The sequence below is a fragment of the Pseudophaeobacter leonis genome, from assembly GCF_002087335.1.
Taxonomy (GTDB): domain Bacteria; phylum Pseudomonadota; class Alphaproteobacteria; order Rhodobacterales; family Rhodobacteraceae; genus Pseudophaeobacter; species Pseudophaeobacter leonis.
Genome location: NZ_MWVJ01000025.1, coordinates 47,628 through 64,561, shown reverse-complemented (window position 1 = coordinate 64,561; position 16,934 = coordinate 47,628). Strand labels below are relative to the sequence as shown.

Sequence of the window (16,934 nt, the reverse complement as noted above, 5' to 3'; positions counted from 1 at the left end):
CGCCTTAGTGGGTGAAGGTGGCCAGCAGCAGATAGATGCAGCCGGACAGCAGTGCTGCGGCGGGCACAGTAATCACCCAGGCTGCGGCAATGGTCATGAAATGGCTGCGGCGCACCAGCTTGCGGCGGCGGCGCTCTTCGGGCGCAATGCGCAGTTCCGCAGGGCGGTTGACGGCAGATTTAAGCAGCTGGCGTTCGTGATGCCATTCGCGGAAAAATCCAACGCCAAAGACTGCCCCCACTGCGATATGGGTCGAAGAGACAGGCAGGCCCAGCCAGCTGGCGACAATGACGGTAATCGCAGCCGAGAGCGAAACACAATAGGCGCGCATCGGGTTCAGCTTGGTGATCTGGCTGCCAACCATGCGGATCAGCTTTGGCCCAAACAGGAACAGACCAAACGAGATGCCAAAGGCACCGATCACCATGACCCAGGTCGGGATGGCCACCTTGGAGGCAAAATCGCCAAACTCAGAGGCATGTACGATGGCGGCAAGAGGCCCAACCGCATTGGCCACATCATTGGCGCCATGGGCAAAGGACAGCAGGGCGGCGGAAATCACCAGCGGAATACGGAACAGCACCTTCAGGGATTTGTTGCGGTTTTCCATGCCCTCAGATTGGCGTCGTATCAGCGGTGCGGTGATGACATAGGCCAGCGCGCCAATCATGGCGCCAATCAAAAGCGCGGTCTGCAGGTCAATCTTGATGATACGCTTCAGACCTTTGAGGGCCAGATAGGCGGCAAAGGCGCCTGCCATGATGCCGACCAGGACCGGCACCCAACGGCGGGCGGCGGCGATTTTGTCTTCCTGGTAGATGATCTTTGCTTTGATCAGGGCCAGGAACAGCGCGGCGACGACGCCGCCCAAAACCGGCGAGATCACCCAGCTGGCGGCGATCTTGCTCATGGTGGCCCAGTTGACGGCAGCAAAGCCGGCAGCGGCAATACCAGCCCCCATAACACCCCCAACAACCGAATGGGTGGTCGAGACCGGTGCTCCGACCCAGGTGGCAAGGTTGACCCAAAGCGCCGAAGAGATCAGCGCGGCCATCATGGCCCAGATGAAGACTTCTGATGTGGCCACCACCTGCGGGGCAATAATGCCCTTGGCGATCGTGGACACAACATCGCCCCCGGCCAGCAGAGCGCCTGCGCTCTCAAAAACTGCCGCGATGACGATGGCGCCGCCCATGGTGAGAGCATTGGCGCCCACGGCTGGCCCCATGTTGTTTGCCACATCATTGGCGCCGATATTGATCGCCATATAGGCGCCAAAGACCGCAGCGGCGACCACAATCATATTGGTCTGGCTGCCGCCAAAGATCATAGCGGCCGCGAGACCTGCCATGACCATGAATATCAGCGCGATCCCGGGGGCGACCATCGGGCGGGCGACATACTGGGTCGCGGATTCGAGGTGCGAAAACCGGTGCAGATCTCGGTCAAGCGTTTCGCGGTGGTTGGCGTCGTTTGGGGGGGTGCTCACGATAGGTGTCCCTCTGGCAGGAAGTTTGAGGACGCACTAAGGGAGCATGTCTGAAGAGACAAGCTGGGCTGTTACAAAAATGTCGCTTGAGTGTCACAATTGACGCAGAATATCCTGCAGCTCAGGTTCCCTTACCAGATTTGCGGCCTCTTGCGTGGCGAACCATTTGCGTTGCCGCTGATGTGCCTCGGGATAGGTATCTGACAGTTCGACGTCGCCCACGGTATAGACAAAGGTCTGAACCGGGATCGGCAGGCCGGTCTTCAACTCTTTTTCATAGCTGAAGGCGCCAATGGGGTCGGCCTGGACACGACCGTTTTGCACGCCTGCCTCTTCCCAGGCTTCCTGAAGGGCAGATTCACCACCATCTTTGCCTTTGATTGGCCAGCCCTTGGGCAGGATCCAGCGCCCGGTGCCGCGACTTGTAATCATCAGAACTTCTTTTTTACCCGTGGTTGTTCGATAGCACAGAGCAGCCACCTGAACCCGTTTGGGACGGAAGAGAATGGGCTTGATCATTCCTTCCCAAGCCCGGGTAAAAAAGTTGCTCATTTTGAACTGCCTATTATTGTTTTTTGGCCATATCGCGCTTGCTTTGCTGCTGTCGCGAGGCTTGATCTTATTGAAGTCCCTGTAAAATAGGGGTGCTGTGGATAAAGTACAACCTGTTTAGATCTTTTAGCCCAGAGGTTGTGTGGAAAATGCGCGGCATGGATCAAGGCGTAGAACAAGACAGATCTTTTTCAGCGCCTTTTCTGACACTGCAGCTTTATTGACTTTCCGGGGCCAGGATGTCTGAGATGTTGCTCAAATTTCTGATGGGGCGGTTTATGAAAACAGCATTGATTACCGGCGCGGCGCGCGGAATTGGCCTGGCCACGGCGCAGGGGCTTACGGCAGAGGGCTGGCAGGTGGCGCTTTTGGATCGAGACAGCGCCGAGCTGGCGCAAGCGGCGAAGCAGTTGCCGCAGGCCCTTGTGGCCGATGGGGATGTTTCAAAGCCCGAGGATGTGGCGCGGGCTGTGTCCGAGGTGACAGCGCGCTTTGGCCGGCTGGATGGGCTGGTCAACAACGCCGGTGTCGCAGATTTTGGCCCGATCCGGGAAACCACATTTGAGCGTTGGCGCCGGGTGATGGAGACCAATCTGGATGGGCCGTTTCTGATGACCCAGGCTTTTAGTGACCTGTTGTCGGCCGAGGGCGGCGGTGCGGTGGTGAATATCACCTCAATCTCGGGTCTGCGGGCCAGCACGCTGCGGGTGGCCTATGGCACCTCCAAGGCGGCGCTGGCGCAGTTGACGCTGCAGCAGGCGGTGGAATTGGGTGAGCTGGGCATTCGGGTCAATGCTGTGGCGCCGGGGCCGGTTGCAACGAAGCTGGCTATGGCCGTGCACAGCCCGGAAATCATTGCCGCATATCACGATGCCCTGCCGCTCAATCGCTATGGCAAGGAAGCAGAGATCGCGGCAGCCATTATCTTTTTGCTGTCAGACAAGGCGAGTTTTGTGACCGGGCAGATCCTGGCGGCGGATGGCGGCTTTGAGGCCACTGGCATCGGCCTGCCTGCGCTGCGGGAGTAAGAGTCACAAAAACAGGAGGGGAGGGGCTCCCGCCCGCGGACTGGCGGATCAAACTGGCGCATCACAGATACGCCGCCCGCCGTTGGGCCCAGCCGCGCGCCAGTAAACTGGCGCGCGGCGGTGGCGCTATTTGCGTCGTTTTGCCCGCAAAGTGGGGTCTTCTTGCGTGGGATCCTCGGGCCAGGGGTGGCGGGGATATTGCGCCCGCATATCTTTGCGCACATCAGAGTAGGAGCCGGTCCAGAACCCTGGTAGGTCGCGGGTGATTTGAATGGGGCGCTGGGCTGGCGACAGCAGGGTGATCTTTAGAGGTACGCCGCCGACGGTGGGGTGACGGCTAACGCCAAAGAGCTCTTGCAGGCGGACCGAAATTTCGGGAGCCTCGTCGCTGTAGGTGATTGGGATCTTACGCCCCAGGGGGGTGGTGAAACTGCCGGGGGCCTCGCGGTCCAGCAGCTGGGTTTGCTGCCAGTCAAGCGCGGCACGCAGGGCCGGGAGCAGGTCGAACTGTTTCCAGGCAGCGGCGGATTTTACGCCGCCCAGCATCGGCAGCAACCAGTCGTCAAGCCGCGCCAGCAAGCCCTCATTTGAGAAATCGGGCAGGTCGTGACCATCGGCGCGCAGCAGCTCGACCCGCGCCGCAAGCCTTGCCGCCGCGCCGGTAATCCGCAGCCCGAGATCGCGCACCCCGTCCAGCATGGCCTCGGCCACCTTGTCGGCAGGAACGTCTTTCCACAGCCGGTCATCCAGCGTGAGCGCGCCAAAGCGTTGTTGCTGGCGGGCCTCGACCCGGCGGGCGCGTTTGGGCCCGTGGCAATGGTCCTGCCAGCTGATCTGGTCGCCAAACAGGTCGTGAATTTCGCTCAGGGTGATTTGGGCGGCCATGCGCACGCGGGCTTCGCGCGGGTTGCCATCGGTGTCGAGCGCCACGATGAAAGGGGCGGCGGCGAGGGTGTCGCCGGGATCAAGCTGCACGCCTTTGCCACCCGACAGCACATAGCGCGGCTGATCCCCCTTGCGCCGTTGTCCGACCCGGTCAGGATAGGCGAGGGCGGCCATAGCGGCCGGCGACAGGGCTGTCTGGTCCGTTCCAGTCTGGCCCTTGGAAAATTGGCCTGTGGAAAATTGGCCTATGGCTTTTTTGCCTGTGCTGCGTTGCTTTTGCAGCCGCCGTGTCTCCTGGCGGATGCGTTCTACCACAGGATAGGAGAGCTGATAGGGGCGTTTGCGTTGAAATCCCTTGGGGTCTTTCAGGGCCTCCAGCCGCAATCCCAGATCCGCGGGGGCCGCGCGCAGCGGGTCCCGTTCGCCCATAAGAGCAGCCAGTTCGGCCGCCTCTGGTCCGGCCTGCAGCAGCATATGTCCCAGCCGGGGATGCAGCGGTAATCTGGCCAGCGCCTTGCCATGAGAGGTCATCCGGTGCTGCCCGTCCAGTGCGCCGAGCATCTGCAACAGCTTGCGGGCTTCAGCTATTGTGCCGTCGGGTGGCGGTGTCAAAAAGGCAAGGTCCTCAGCCGCGGCCCCCCAAAGCGCCAGTTCCAACGCCAATCCGGTGAGATCTGCCGAGGCGATCTCGGGCGGTGGGAATGCCGCCAGGGCGCCTTCCTCACCTTTGGTCAGAGGCGATAGCTGGTGCCGGGCGCCACCCGACCGGCGCGCCCCTGCCGCTGGGTGGCCTCGGCGCGGCTGACTTTTTCGGTCACCAGCCGTGACATGCCAGAGCCGGGATCAAACCGGGCCCGGCGCGCCTGTCCCATGTCGACCACCACGCGAATATCCTGAATGGTGAGCGAGGTCTCGGCGATCGAGGTCGCCAGCACAATCTTGCGCCCGGCTGTCGCGGGGCGAATAGCGGCCTGTTGCGCCGCAAAAGGCAGGGCGCCAAACAGAGGCTGGATCACGCAGTCGTCTGGCAGTCGGTTGCTCAGGTTTTGCTCCGCCCTGCGGATCTCGCCCTCGCCGGGCAGAAAGACCAGAATCCCGCCACCCATTTGCGTATCCATATGTGCGCCCGTCTGCGCGCCCGTCTGCGTGCCCGTCTGCGCGCCTGTCGCTGTGTCGCGGCTGTCACGTTCAGCCTGCACCACCAGATCGCACAGCGCCTCAAGCCGCCGGGCCTGAGGTTTTAGGGGGCTGTCCAGCCAGCGGGTTTGCGCCGGATAGCTGCGCCCTTCTGAGGTGATCAGCGGTGCCTGCATCAAGGCAGCCACCGGGGCTGCGTCCAACGTGGCTGACATTGCCAGCAGGATCAAATCGTCGCGCAGAGCACCTGCCACCTAGGCAAAAGGCCAGCCCCAGATCGGCATTCAGGGAGCGTTCGTGAAATTCATCAAAGATCACCGCGCCGATCCCCGGCAGGTCAGGATCCAACTGCAACATGCGGGTGAGGATGCCCTCGGTCACCACTTCGATGCGGGTGGCCTTGCTGGTCTTTGCCTCACCGCGAATGCGATAGCCGACCGTTTGGCCAACCTCTTCGCCCAGAGTTTCGGCCATCGCTCGGCTGCGGCGCGCGCCGCCAGACGACGGGGCTCAAGCATGACGATACGCTGCTCGGTCAATCCGGCCTGCAGCATTGCCAGCGGCACTTTGGTGGTTTTGCCGGCACCGGGCGGGGCCTGCAACACAGCGCGGCTGTTCTGGCGCAGGGCGGCCAGCAGGGCGGGCAGCGCATCATCGATGGGGAGGTCTGGACCGGAGGCTTTTGTCATGGCTTGCTTATCGCTAAAGCGCGCGCCCGGGTCCAGAGCTGAGGTCCAGAGCTGAACGCGCTGGCCCCCTATGTCTTTGGACAAAGCTAGACGCCGACGCCTGAGGCGCGGCAGCTCCTGTGGAGGTGTCTTGCACCCCCTGCGACGGCTTCGCACTGGACAAAAGGTGCGCTGCTGCGTCAATTAGGCGGAAATTTCTAAGACCTGTACAAGATCCGGAGGCCGGGCATGGATATTGCCGAGATGAGTGAGAAGATCCTGAATGGGGACCGCAGAGCGCTGGCGCGTGCCATCACTCTGGTGGAAAGCGGCCGTGAGGATCACCGGGCTTTGGCGACCGCATTGCTGGGCAAACTGGCCAAATCAGGCCGCGAGGCGCTGCGTATTGGCCTGTCTGGGACACCGGGGGTGGGAAAGTCCACGTTTATTGAGAGCTTTGGCATGATGCTGGTGGCGCAGGGGCTGCGGGTGGCGGTGCTGGCAGTTGATCCCAGCTCGGCCCGCACGGGGGGATCTATTCTGGGAGACAAGACCCGGATGGAGCATCTGAGCCGGGAGAAAGCCGCCTTTATTCGCCCCTCGCCAAGCCAGACCAATCTGGGCGGCGTGGCGCGGCGCACCCGCGAGGCCGTGGCGCTCTGTGAGGCGGCGGGGTTTGATGTGGTGCTGATAGAGACCGTGGGCGTTGGCCAGTCGGAAACCGTTGTGGCGCAGATGTCCGATCTGTTTGTGCTGCTGCTGGCGCCTGCTGGCGGCGATGAGCTGCAGGGAGTGAAGCGCGGCATCATGGAAATGGCGGATATCATCCTGGTCAACAAGGCCGATGGCGATCTGAAATCTGCCGCCATACGCACCTGCGCCGACTATTCCGGGGCGCTGCGCCTGTTGCGTAAGCGGCCGCAGGATCCACAGGGCTTTCCAAAGGCGCAAATGGTCTCGGCCCTCGATGAGACGGGTCTGGCGCAGGCCTGGGAGGAAATGCAAATCCTTACGGGCTGGCGTCGCGAACACGGGCACTGGGAGGCAACCCGCGCCGAGCAGGCGCGCTATTGGTTTGCGCAAGACGTGCGTCAGGCGCTTTTGGCCCGGCTGGAGACGTCCTGGGCAAAGGATCGGATGAAAGCGCTTTCGGATCAGGTGGCCACCGGGGAGGCGTCGCCTGCGGCGGCGGCCCAGGACATGTTAAAGGGGCTGGGTGTCGCAGGATAAAGCCTGGCCTGTTTGGATCTGGCCTGTTGTGGTCGGACCTGTTCGTATCTGGCCTGTTTTGCTTTGGCCTGCTTTGGCGTCTGATTTTCTGCCTGTCGGGCTGGCTGGCGCAGGTGTTGGAGGCCGCGGCTTGCGGCCTTAGAGGAGACTCGCCAAGGGGCTGGATAGGCCCTATAGAGCCTACGATAACCACAGGTTGGAACGGGTTGAGCCATTTCACCGGGGGACTGCCACAAAACCCCGTCATATGACTTGACCCTTGGGGCGATTCCTCCTAAACGCATCCAACCAGTTTTCGGGCGTCGCCTTTGGCCACGCCTTTTGAGATATGGCAGCTGATTCGGGAAAATTCCGGGTGCTGCCGCAGATACGAAGGATGAACCTATGTCGCGCCGCTGCGAACTGACCGGAAAAGGCCCGATGTCTGGCAACAATGTCAGCCATGCCAAAAACAGAACTCGTCGTCGGTTTCTGCCAAACCTGAACGATTGTACCCTGCAGTCCGAGACTCTGGGTCGTGGCATCAAGCTGAAGATTTCAGCTGCTGCGCTGCGCACTGTTGATCACCGCGGTGGTCTGGACGCGTTCCTGGCAAAAGCCAAAGACGAAGAGCTGTCCACAAGCGCTCTGAAAGTGAAAAAAGAGATCGCCAAGGCGCAGACCGTACAGGCCTGATCTTTATCACATTTGAATTCGAAGCGCCGTGCATCCCTGTGATGCGCGGCGTTTTGCCGTTTTTGTGATATCGCGCTTGCAGCTGCGGCCTTGCGGGGGCATATCCTGAGATATGGCACGTTTCCTGCGGATATATCTGGCTCTGACGCTGGCCCTGATGATTGCCCTGACGGGGCATGTCTCAGCCAGTGTGAAGGGCGCGCGGGATGCCAGCGGGCAGATTGTTATCTGCTCCGGGAATGGGCCGGTGACCCTCTACGTCGATGACGAAGGTCAGCCCACGACAGCGCCCCATTTTTGTCCCGACTGCGTCATGCATCTGCTGGATGCTGTGGCCTCTCCGGATACTATGGCGCTGCGGCCCTATGGTGGGCAAGCGTTTGACCGCGTTTGGCAGGCTCCGGTGCTGACCCATTGGGTGGCACTGGAAGCAATGGCGCGGGCACCCCCTGCTGTGGGCTGACGACCGCTCCCCTAACTCTATCAAATATTCCTGCACTTAAGAGAGGAGACAGAAATGTCCCTGAAGACCGTATTGTTTGCGGCGACTGCCGCATTGAGCTTTGCTGGCGCCGCCTATGCTGATGGCGCCAAGATCATGGTGCAGGACCAATATGCCCGGGTGTCGGCCAAGATGTCGACCAGTGGTGCTGCATTCATGGAGATCATGAATATGAGCGCTGAGGATGATCAGCTGATTGAGGCGCGCTCTGACATTTCCAAACGGGTTGAGCTGCACACCCATATGGAGACTGGCGATGGCGTCATGAAGATGGTGCATGTGGAAGAGGGCTTTAGCATTCCTGCCGGAGGCCACCACATGTTGCAACGTGGTAGCGATCACGTGATGTTCATGGGGCTGAAACAGGAGCTGAAGCATGGCGATGTGGTGCCTGTGACGCTGGTGTTCAAAAATGCCGGTGAAGTCATGATCGACATCCCAGTTGATCTGGAGCGCAAGCCTGCTCATGGCGGCCATATGAAGCACTCCAACTAAAGCCTCTGAAGATACAGAAAGGGGAGGGCGCGGTGTCAGGCTGCGCTGCAGCCCTCCGTCGCGCCCAGGCCGACCCTTTGCAGGGCTGGCCTTTTTAGGTTGCGCCCGGATATTCCTGAAGCACTGCTATGGTGGGAGGGGCTGAGGGCGGCGGGTGCTGCAGAAGGCCTGCAGCAGATCCGAGGTATGGCAAAATTCTCTGGGCGTAGCCTAGCCGTGCAGGCCTTCCAAGCCTGCCTTTGGCAGGAAGCCAAGCTATAGCAAGCTATAGAAAGGCAGTGATTTTGCCATGAGGCACTTGTAATGATTTGGATTTATTGCGCTAAATGGACTGCTCTTTGAGGAGGTAGGCCATGCCTGTCAGTCCCCGTCCCCGTCTCAGTCCCAGTCGTATTCTGTTTGTTTGCCTGGGCAATATTTGCCGGTCTCCAGCTGCCGAGGGCGTGTTTCGCGCGCTGTGCCCCGAGGTTGAAACTGACAGTGCAGGCACCGCAGGCTATCATTTGGGAGAGCCGCCCTATGGGCCCATGCAGGCGGCGTTGAAGGCGCGTGGTTTGGATGTCTCAGACCTGAGGGCACGCCAGTTCATAGCCGCAGATTTTGATCGCTTTGATCTCATTGTGGCAATGGATCACAGCAACCTCGAAGATATCGAGGTGCTGCGCCCAGCTGGTAAACGGGTGCCGGTGCGCCTGTTCACTGATTTCGCGCTGGACAGGAATGCGGACCATGTTCCTGACCCCTATTACACGCGCGATTTCGATGGCTGTCTGGATTTGATTGAACGGGCAGCGGCAGGACTGAAGCTGCAGCTGGACTAAAGCCCGGACAGCGCGTGCCACGTTTTAGCTGCGTTCAGAATATATGGGGTGGCGGGGTCAGCTGAGCTCTTCCAGCAGTTTGAAGTCCTGCGCCAGCCAGGGCAGGCGGGCGATGGCGGGGTTTATCATCTGCCGTTTGATCAGCCCCTGGGTGGTCTGAGCGACGGTGCGTGGCAACTGGTCAGCCCAGTCCTTGCTGGCGAACAGCGAAATTCTGCGCGCAGCCTCACCAAACGGCAGCGGGAAGGCTTCGATGTCGTCGTGGAACCGCGCCGCCCGCATATAGCCAAGCGGCGTTGTCACCGCCCAACCGATGCGACGGGCAACCATGGCCATCAGCGCCAGATGTGAGCCGATCTCAAAACGATTCTCAAATTCAGCCGACTGGCGTTGGATCTGCGCTTCAATCTGCTGCGAGATCAGCTGGTCCTGAGCGTAGCGCAGAAAAGGCAGTTGGTTGAGCTGGCCTGCTGCCGCATCGGGGCTGGCAATGAAGCCTTTGGGAGCAACCAGAATGAAGGGATCACGCACCAGAGGGAACTCAATCAGCCGCTCCTGCGGCTCGCCCGTGGTGGCGGTGACGGCAAGGTGGATCTCATCGGCCTCGATGGCGCGCAGAATGTCCCGGCTGGAGGCGGGGATCCTTTTAAAGCGACACTGCGTCAGGCTCTCGGCAAGGGCGGTGACAAGCCGCGGCGTCAGGGCATTGTCAAAGTCATCAATCAATCCGATGGAGAGCGCAGGCAGATGGCTCAGGTCCATCATGGATAGCTCGCTTTGGGCCAGGCGCAGTTCAGACAACACCGCCTGGGTGCGCGCGAGAAAGTTTCGCCCGGCAGAGGTCGGCACCATGGGTCGGCGGCCGTGATCAACCAGATCAGTGCCCAGGGCTTTTTCAAGGTTACGCAACTGTTGGCTGACCGCAGGTTGGCTGAGACCGGTCGCTTCGGCGGTCTGCGCAACGGATCCGGTCTTGGCCAGAGTTTCAAAAACCTCCAGCCCCCGGAGGGTAACCCCCTTGATCAACATGCACATGCTCCAAAAACTATTAGCTGGCGGTAGTTTCCTTGGCTCCCCCCCGCCGGTCAAGGGTGCCATTGGCTCTGCAGTTCCCCCTAAAGTGGTGGCCTGCAAAGCCCCGTTCTGCGATGCGGCATGAGATGAGCTGTCAGGGTACCAGCTTTGGCTTTATGAAAACTTGGCGCTGCAGGCCGTCTGTAGCAGCCTGGCAAAGGCTGTCTGCCACGATTGGGGGCGGCTGTCCCGATCAGCATTCTGAAACAGCAGGCCAGTAGACACTAGGCCAGTGGGAGGGCTTTAGCCGCAGGTTTTGGCGGCGGTATCGCCAAAGAGCTTGTAGCGCTCCCACAGGTGTTCATCGCGGCTGTTGCTGGACTGGCGCACCACCTGGGCCTGATGCGGATCACCAAACCATTTCGACACTGTTTTGCGTTCCGACATGGTCAGCCGGGCATTGGCGACCTTCTGGATGCAGCTGCACAGCGCGGGGTTGGCGGCCCTGCGATCAGAGCTGCGGCAGGCGCGCTCAATCGCCCCGGCCTCGGCAGACTGCACAAAGGCCACCTGCGCGGTGAAAACCTGGGCTGCCAAAACGGCGCATAGCCCTGCATGGCGCAGGGAGGGGAGTGGCAGGTTCATGAGTGTCCCTCGTGTATCGATGCCCGGATCACAGGCTGTATGGCTGGCGGTATGAGTGGCCGGAAGACTGGCCGAAAGACTGGTCCGGTTTCGCGGGAATATGACAAAATCGCGGGAGGGTTTCAATCTTGGTTAAAATCCCTTCACAAATGCGCAGGTTTTTGCCGGGTGCAGGACAGGGCGGGCGCATTGATGAGGGGCGCGGCTGACCTTGGGAAGGCGCAACGCGCCTTGCCGTGGGGAGTGAAAAGGCAGCGTGGTAACCAGTGGCAACTATCTGGGAGATGATTGCGCTTTTCAACAGGCAATGCAAATTCTGGCGCGGCCCAGTCAGGCGACTGAGCGGGGGGGCTTAGGCATTTGGAATGGGCGTTGATCTTAGCAGGATACTACTTGAGGGTAGATTTGGTCGCCTCGTTTTTGATGGCACTCTAAGCGTTCGTCCGGGGGGGGTGCGGAACGCGCCCGCCGCTCGGCGTTCTCAAAGTGTGGCGAGAAATGTCCCAATAGCCTTAGCTACGGCCTCGATTGCGCCGGGCTTAATGTAGTCAGCTACGACCAACCCGCCGACTGCTGTCCCGATTGTTTTTGCTCCGGCTTTGACGGCGACGTCCAGCGTAGCGCCACAGTGGGAGGTGATGCGCAATGCGATTTCGCTAAGCGACCTGCCAATGCGCTTGAGAATGGCGCGTGAGGGCGCAGGCTTGGCAATCTCCGCCTCCAACGTGTCCAGATCATCCCAGAGTAGCACGATGTCATTCTTGAAGGCTTTGCTAGGCAGGGCATCCAGCGGCGGTCCGCCATTGTCACCGATCTGTGGAGAGGTGGTGGCTTGTCTCAGGGCCGTGAGTTGTTCTTTGAGGTGTTTGACCTCTTGTTCCAACTCAAACTTCGCGCGGATCCGGGAGATTTCCTTGGCGACGGTTTCGGGGCCAGCCTCCCAGATGGCGTTGTCAATCAACGCGACCTGCAATTGCAGGTCCCAGTCCATCGGCGTGCCCTGTAGCATGCTGCGATACCAGTCGCGCCAAAAGCTCCAGATGCCGTCGGGATCGGGACGCGCCTCAAATGTTTCCCATATTTGAAGAAGTTGCGCGATGTCGTTGCTGTTGGGCCAGAGCAGCGCGGCAAAGACCTGACTGGCCTCGCCATCCTTACCCCGTTCGGCATCAGAGAAGGCGGCGGAGAAGGCGGCAGAGCGGGCGTCGTAGCGGGCGGATAAAGTGGAGTAACTGAGTGCGGTGCGAGCGGAAGTATAGACGGTCGATGCGGCGTCTGAGGCTGAAAAATTGGCAGAGGAGGCGAAGGCGACAGTAGCGGAAGCTGGGGAGTCTTCGGCGTAGGGCGCCACAGCAGCATGGGCCGAGTTTTGGGTGCGCATCATATCTATGGGGCAGCTGCTCGCAACGCCAGATATGAGCGTTGCGCGCAGTCTAGATAACAGCAAGCTGGCATCGGGCGTTTTGCCGGCGGTTTGGACACCAAGTGCCATCAGTGCGGGCAGGGCGCGCAGGGCGGCGCGGGCGGCGATGGCGCGACTCATCCGGGGGTCTTGTGTCGTGAGCCAGCTCTCTAGCTGCTTCAGATCGGTGATCTTTTCAAACTCTGCCACTGCCAATCTGCCCCAATGCTGCGTTGTGGACGCATTTGTGGTGAAATAACTTGGCGCCAGCCTATACGCACGCTTGACCAAGGCAAGGTTTCAACTCATATCCCGAGACATGACAGATCTCGCCAAAATCCGCAATTTCTCCATCGTCGCCCATATCGACCATGGCAAATCCACCCTCGCTGACCGGCTCATCCAGGAGACCGGCACGGTGGAGGTGCGCGATCTGAAGGCGCAGCTGCTTGATAGTATGGACATCGAGCGCGAGCGCGGCATCACCATCAAGGCCAACACGGTGCGCATTGACTACACGGCCGACGACGGTGAGGCCTATGTGCTGAACCTGATCGACACCCCCGGTCACGTCGACTTTGCCTATGAAGTCTCCCGCTCGATGCGCGCGGTTGAGGGCTCGCTTTTGGTGGTCGATTCAACGCAGGGCGTTGAGGCGCAGACATTGGCCAATGTCTATCACGCCATGGAGGCCGACCACGAGATCGTGCCGGTTCTGAACAAGATCGACCTGCCGGCCTCGGACTGTGACCGGGTTGCAGAGCAGATCGAAGATGTCATTGGCATCGAGGCCACTGGCGCCATTCGGGTCTCGGCCAAGACCGGCGAGGGCATTCACGAGACGCTTGAAGCCATTGTCAATGAGCTGCCCGCGCCGAAAGGCACTCGTGAAGCGCCGCTGAAGGCGATGCTGGTGGACAGCTGGTATGACGCCTATCTGGGCGTGATCGTACTGGTGCGGATCATGGACGGGGTGCTGAAAAAGGGCGAGCGGATCAAGATGCTCTCCAATGGATCAACCCACCATGTGGACCGCATCGGCGTGTTCGGCCCTGAGATGACCGTCATTGATGAGTTGGGGCCGGGCGAGATTGGGTTCCTGACCGCCTCGATCAAGCAGGTGCGTGATACCCGTGTGGGCGACACCATTACGCACGAGAAAAAGGGCACCGAAGAGGTGCTGCCGGGCTTTAAGCCTGCGCAGCCGGTGGGGTTCTGTGGTCTGTTCCCGGTGGATTCATCCGAGTTCGAAGACCTGCGCGATGCCATCGACGAACTGGCGCTGAATGATGCGTCTTTCAGCTTTGAGATGGAGACATCGGCGGCGCTGGGCTTTGGGTTCCGCTGTGGCTTTCTGGGGCTGTTGCACCTTGAGGTGATCCGCGACCGGGTGGAGCGTGAATATGACATTGACCTGATCACCACGGCACCTTCGGTGGTCTATCACGTCTATATGCGTGATGGCACGATGATCGAGCTGCACAACCCGGCCGATATGCCGGACCTCACGATTGTCGATCACCTGGAAGAGCCGCGCATCAAGGCGACTATTCTGGTGCCGGATGAATACCTCGGTGATGTGCTGAAGCTGTGCCAGGATCGTCGCGGCGTGCAGATGGATCTGACCTACGCCGGTAGCCGTGCCATGGCGGTCTATGATCTGCCGCTGAACGAGGTGGTGTTTGACTTTTACGACCGGCTGAAATCGGTGACCAAGGGCTATGCCTCGTTTGACTATCAGATGACCGGCTATCAGACTGACAATCTGGTCAAGATGTCGGTGTTGGTGAATGACGAGCCTGTTGATGCGCTTTCGATGATGGTGCACCGCGACCGCGCCGAGGCGCGTGGCCGCGCTATGGTCGAAAAGCTCAAGGACCTGATCCCGCGCCATATGTTCAAGATCCCGATCCAGGCGGCCATTGGCGGCAAGGTGATCGCGCGTGAAACCCTGTCAGCGATGCGTAAAGACGTGACCGCTAAATGCTATGGCGGTGATGCCACCCGGAAGAAGAAACTGCTGGAGAAACAGAAGAAGGGTAAGAAGAAAATGCGCCAGTTCGGCAAGGTCGACATCCCGCAGGAAGCGTTTATTTCTGCGCTTAAAATGGACAGCTAAAGCCGAACGCTTCATGAGGGCGCGCGCGATGGCGCTTGTCGCGGGCAGCCTCCTCAGGGCAGGCATTCTGGCACGATGCCGAGCAGGGTTCGTTCGCAGCTAGCCTTTTGATTTAGGCGTCGGTTCTCCGTTTGGATTTCGGGCGACCTGCTGCAGATCTGGGCTTCGGCATCTTTGATGCCAGTTTTCTCGCATGCAGTTTTCCCGCATACGGTGTTCCCGCATGTAGTGTTCCCGCATACAGTGTTCTCGTCTACAGTGCAGTTTTCGCAATACTCCCCAGATCACGCGAGTTTCTTGACTTCGGTCAATGTTTTACGCTTACCCTTGAGCAAGGTGGTGCAAGACCACTGATAAGGGAGGGTGATGCATGGAATTTGCAATACGTAAGCAGGCTCTTGAGGCGCGACGCCAGGCGCTGGCCGGACATTTGCTTGAGGTCGAGCACGCGCTGGATGCCCCAATGTCGCAGGATTGGGAGGACCGCTCTTCGGAGCGCCAGGGCGATGAGGTGCTTGAAACCCTCGGCCTGAGTGAGTTGGAAGAACTCCGTCAGATTGACGCCGCCCTGGCGCGTCTGGTTGAGGGGTCCTATGGCTATTGCCAGATCTGCGGCGAGGCTATTGCGCCTCAGCGGCTTGATCTTTTGCCCGCCACGCCGTTTTGCAGCGGCTGCGCAAAGTAGGCGCGCGTCGCGTATATGATGGTCCGCGCCGCAGCAGGCGCCCGGAGGAGACACCGGGCGGCGGCGGGGGCAGTACGCAAACAGGCAGATAGGCAAATAGGCAAGCGGGCAGATAGACAAATGGGCAACGGGGTCAGGCTTTTCTTTTGGGGGCGTTGGCGGTAAGGCGACACAACCCAGTTTATTGGAGCTTTGCTATGTCCTGTGCCTTGTGTTCTGCCGAGGAGGCGACGCGGTTTTATGCGGTTCCCGGAGGTCCGGATGATGCCGGGGTGCAAATTTGTGCCACCTGCCAGGCGCAGATCGACGGAGAGCTGCAGGCCAGCCATTGGCGCTGCCTGTCCTCTACCATGTGGACGCCTGAGCCTGCAGTTCAGGTGCTGGCAAGCCGGATCCTTGACCGGCTATCAGATCAGGACTGGGCGCGCGATCTGGCGCAGCAGCTGTGGCTGGATGACGAGACCCGCGCCTGGGCCGACAATCAGTCTTCTGCTGGCGCACATGTGGACAGTAACGGCGCCCCCCTGACGACGGGGGATAATGTGGTTCTGATCAAGGATCTGCCGGTAAAGGGCGCGGGCTTCACCGCCAAGCGGGGCACTGCGGTGCGGGGCATTTCGCTGGTTCAGGACAATCCCGAACATATCGAAGGCCGTGTCGAGGGACAGCGGATCGTTATTTTGACCAAATTCGTAAAAAAGAAATAGGCTCTGGGGCAACATGGTGTGCAATTCACCTGAGGCCAGTTGCTGTAGAAGCAGCGATATGGCACAAGCTTCTGTAACAGACTGAACAAAAGAGTTTAGCATATGACCGACTTTGCCGAACGTCGCCGCATGATGGTTGACACCCAGGTCCGCCCTTCGGATGTGACCAAATACCCGATCATTGAGGCCCTTCTGGCCGTTGCGCGCGAGGACTTTGTGCCTGATGCGCAGCGTGAGGCGGCCTATGCGGACCAAAATATGGACCTTGGCGACAATCGGACCCTGATTGAGGTGCGCACGCTGGCCAAAATGCTTGATGCTCTCGATATCCAGAGCGATGAGCTGGTGCTGGATGTGGGCTGTGGACTTGGCTACTCGACGGCGGTTGCGGCGCGTATGGCGCAGATGGTGATTGGTGTCGAACAAGACGAGTTCATGTCTGCCGATGCGCAGTCTCAATTGGCCGAGGCTGGCGCCGACAACGCGATTGTTCACGTGGGTGCGCTCACTGAAGGCGCGGCAGAGCACGGGCCATATGATGTGATCATGGTTCAGGGCGGCGTCGAGGAACTCCCCGACAGCCTGCTGGACCAGCTCAAGGATGGTGGCCGGATCGCAGTTATCTTTATGAACGGCGCTTTGGGCGAGGTGAAGGTTGGCTACAAACGTGGTGACCAGATTTCCTGGCGGTTTGAGTTCAATGACGGAGCCCCTGTGATGCCTGGTTTTGAACGGGCTGCCGCTTTCGCGTTTTAATTAGCCCCTCATAAGAATTGGTGTTTCGGGGCGGTCTTGTATCGTGCCGAAAGACAAAAACTCAGACCTGAGACCTGAACAGCAAACAGTACAGCACGTTCTGTTTGAAACATAACCAATCTAC

Annotated in this window: 15 protein-coding genes and 1 pseudogene; 10 read left to right on the top strand and 6 right to left on the bottom strand. The window is 60.0% G+C overall.

Features of this window, described 5'->3' with window-relative positions:
• Nucleotides 1-4: 4 nt before the first annotated feature.
• Both B4968_RS07595 and B4968_RS07590 read right to left on the bottom strand, forming a co-directional pair.
• Nucleotides 5-1,489: an inorganic phosphate transporter gene (locus tag B4968_RS07595; protein ID WP_083097940.1), complete on the bottom strand. Its 1,485-nt coding sequence runs from the start codon at nucleotides 1,487-1,489 to the stop codon at nucleotides 5-7.
• A 93-nt stretch (nucleotides 1,490-1,582) separates the two neighbouring features.
• Nucleotides 1,583-2,041 (bottom strand): NUDIX hydrolase, encoded by a 459-nt coding sequence (locus tag B4968_RS07590; RefSeq protein WP_083097937.1) that lies wholly within the window; start codon nucleotides 2,039-2,041, stop codon nucleotides 1,583-1,585.
• A gap of 278 nt (nucleotides 2,042-2,319) precedes the next feature.
• Here B4968_RS07590 and B4968_RS07585 point away from each other — a divergent pair, with 278 nt between their 5' ends.
• The gene (locus B4968_RS07585) at nucleotides 2,320-3,069 is read left to right on the top strand and encodes an SDR family NAD(P)-dependent oxidoreductase (RefSeq protein WP_083098006.1); all 750 of its coding nucleotides are present in this window, start codon (nucleotides 2,320-2,322) and stop codon (nucleotides 3,067-3,069) included.
• A 126-nt stretch (nucleotides 3,070-3,195) separates the two neighbouring features.
• On the opposite strand, the pseudogene hrpB reads toward B4968_RS07585, so the two are convergent.
• Nucleotides 3,196-5,780, bottom strand: a pseudogene (gene hrpB / locus B4968_RS07580) (ATP-dependent helicase HrpB).
• 228 nt (nucleotides 5,781-6,008) lie between these two features.
• On the opposite strand from hrpB, the gene meaB reads away from it, so the two are divergent.
• From meaB to B4968_RS07555, 5 genes are all read left to right on the top strand, one after another.
• On the top strand, nucleotides 6,009-6,989 hold the full coding sequence (gene meaB / locus B4968_RS07575) for a methylmalonyl Co-A mutase-associated GTPase MeaB (protein WP_083097934.1): 981 nt from the start codon (nucleotides 6,009-6,011) through the stop codon (nucleotides 6,987-6,989).
• Nucleotides 6,990-7,373: 384 nt separating this feature from the next.
• Nucleotides 7,374-7,664: a 50S ribosomal protein L28 gene (gene rpmB, locus B4968_RS07570; RefSeq protein ID WP_083097931.1), complete on the top strand. Its 291-nt coding sequence runs from the start codon at nucleotides 7,374-7,376 to the stop codon at nucleotides 7,662-7,664.
• A gap of 112 nt (nucleotides 7,665-7,776) precedes the next feature.
• Nucleotides 7,777-8,127, top strand: coding sequence for a hypothetical protein (locus tag B4968_RS07565; protein WP_083097928.1), 351 nt, complete (start codon nucleotides 7,777-7,779; stop codon nucleotides 8,125-8,127).
• A gap of 54 nt (nucleotides 8,128-8,181) precedes the next feature.
• Nucleotides 8,182-8,661 carry a copper chaperone PCu(A)C gene (locus B4968_RS07560; RefSeq protein ID WP_083097926.1) on the top strand — a complete coding sequence of 160 codons (480 nt, stop codon included), beginning with the start codon at nucleotides 8,182-8,184 and terminating at the stop codon, nucleotides 8,659-8,661.
• 353 nt (nucleotides 8,662-9,014) lie between these two features.
• A complete protein-coding gene (locus tag B4968_RS07555; RefSeq protein ID WP_083097922.1) occupies nucleotides 9,015-9,482 on the top strand; it encodes a low molecular weight protein-tyrosine-phosphatase in 468 nt (155 codons plus the stop codon).
• A gap of 57 nt (nucleotides 9,483-9,539) precedes the next feature.
• Here the strand turns inward: B4968_RS07555 and B4968_RS07550 are convergent, their stop codons facing one another.
• The 3 genes from B4968_RS07550 to B4968_RS07540 all read right to left on the bottom strand — a co-directional run bounded on the left by B4968_RS07550 (nucleotide 9,540) and on the right by B4968_RS07540 (nucleotide 12,753).
• The gene (locus B4968_RS07550) at nucleotides 9,540-10,511 is read right to left on the bottom strand and encodes a LysR family transcriptional regulator (RefSeq protein WP_083097919.1); all 972 of its coding nucleotides are present in this window, start codon (nucleotides 10,509-10,511) and stop codon (nucleotides 9,540-9,542) included.
• Between the two features lie 288 nt (nucleotides 10,512-10,799).
• On the bottom strand, nucleotides 10,800-11,141 hold the full coding sequence (locus B4968_RS07545) for a hypothetical protein (RefSeq protein ID WP_139792634.1): 342 nt from the start codon (nucleotides 11,139-11,141) through the stop codon (nucleotides 10,800-10,802).
• Between the two features lie 481 nt (nucleotides 11,142-11,622).
• Complete coding sequence (locus B4968_RS07540; protein WP_139792632.1) at nucleotides 11,623-12,753, bottom strand: hypothetical protein; 1,131 nt, start codon at nucleotides 12,751-12,753, stop codon at nucleotides 11,623-11,625.
• A 109-nt stretch (nucleotides 12,754-12,862) separates the two neighbouring features.
• Here B4968_RS07540 and lepA point away from each other — a divergent pair, with 109 nt between their 5' ends.
• The 4 genes from lepA (at nucleotide 12,863) to B4968_RS07520 (ending at nucleotide 16,810) form a co-directional block, all read left to right on the top strand.
• The gene (gene lepA, locus B4968_RS07535) at nucleotides 12,863-14,662 is read left to right on the top strand and encodes a translation elongation factor 4 (protein WP_083097910.1); all 1,800 of its coding nucleotides are present in this window, start codon (nucleotides 12,863-12,865) and stop codon (nucleotides 14,660-14,662) included.
• Nucleotides 14,663-15,032: 370 nt separating this feature from the next.
• On the top strand, nucleotides 15,033-15,347 hold the full coding sequence (locus B4968_RS07530) for a TraR/DksA family transcriptional regulator (protein ID WP_083097907.1): 315 nt from the start codon (nucleotides 15,033-15,035) through the stop codon (nucleotides 15,345-15,347).
• Between the two features lie 197 nt (nucleotides 15,348-15,544).
• Entirely contained in the window at nucleotides 15,545-16,054 is a 510-nt protein-coding gene (locus B4968_RS07525; protein ID WP_083097905.1) for a PhnA domain-containing protein, read from the top strand.
• Between the two features lie 102 nt (nucleotides 16,055-16,156).
• Nucleotides 16,157-16,810 carry a protein-L-isoaspartate O-methyltransferase family protein gene (locus B4968_RS07520; protein WP_083097903.1) on the top strand — a complete coding sequence of 218 codons (654 nt, stop codon included), beginning with the start codon at nucleotides 16,157-16,159 and terminating at the stop codon, nucleotides 16,808-16,810.
• Nucleotides 16,811-16,934 lie beyond the last annotated feature (124 nt).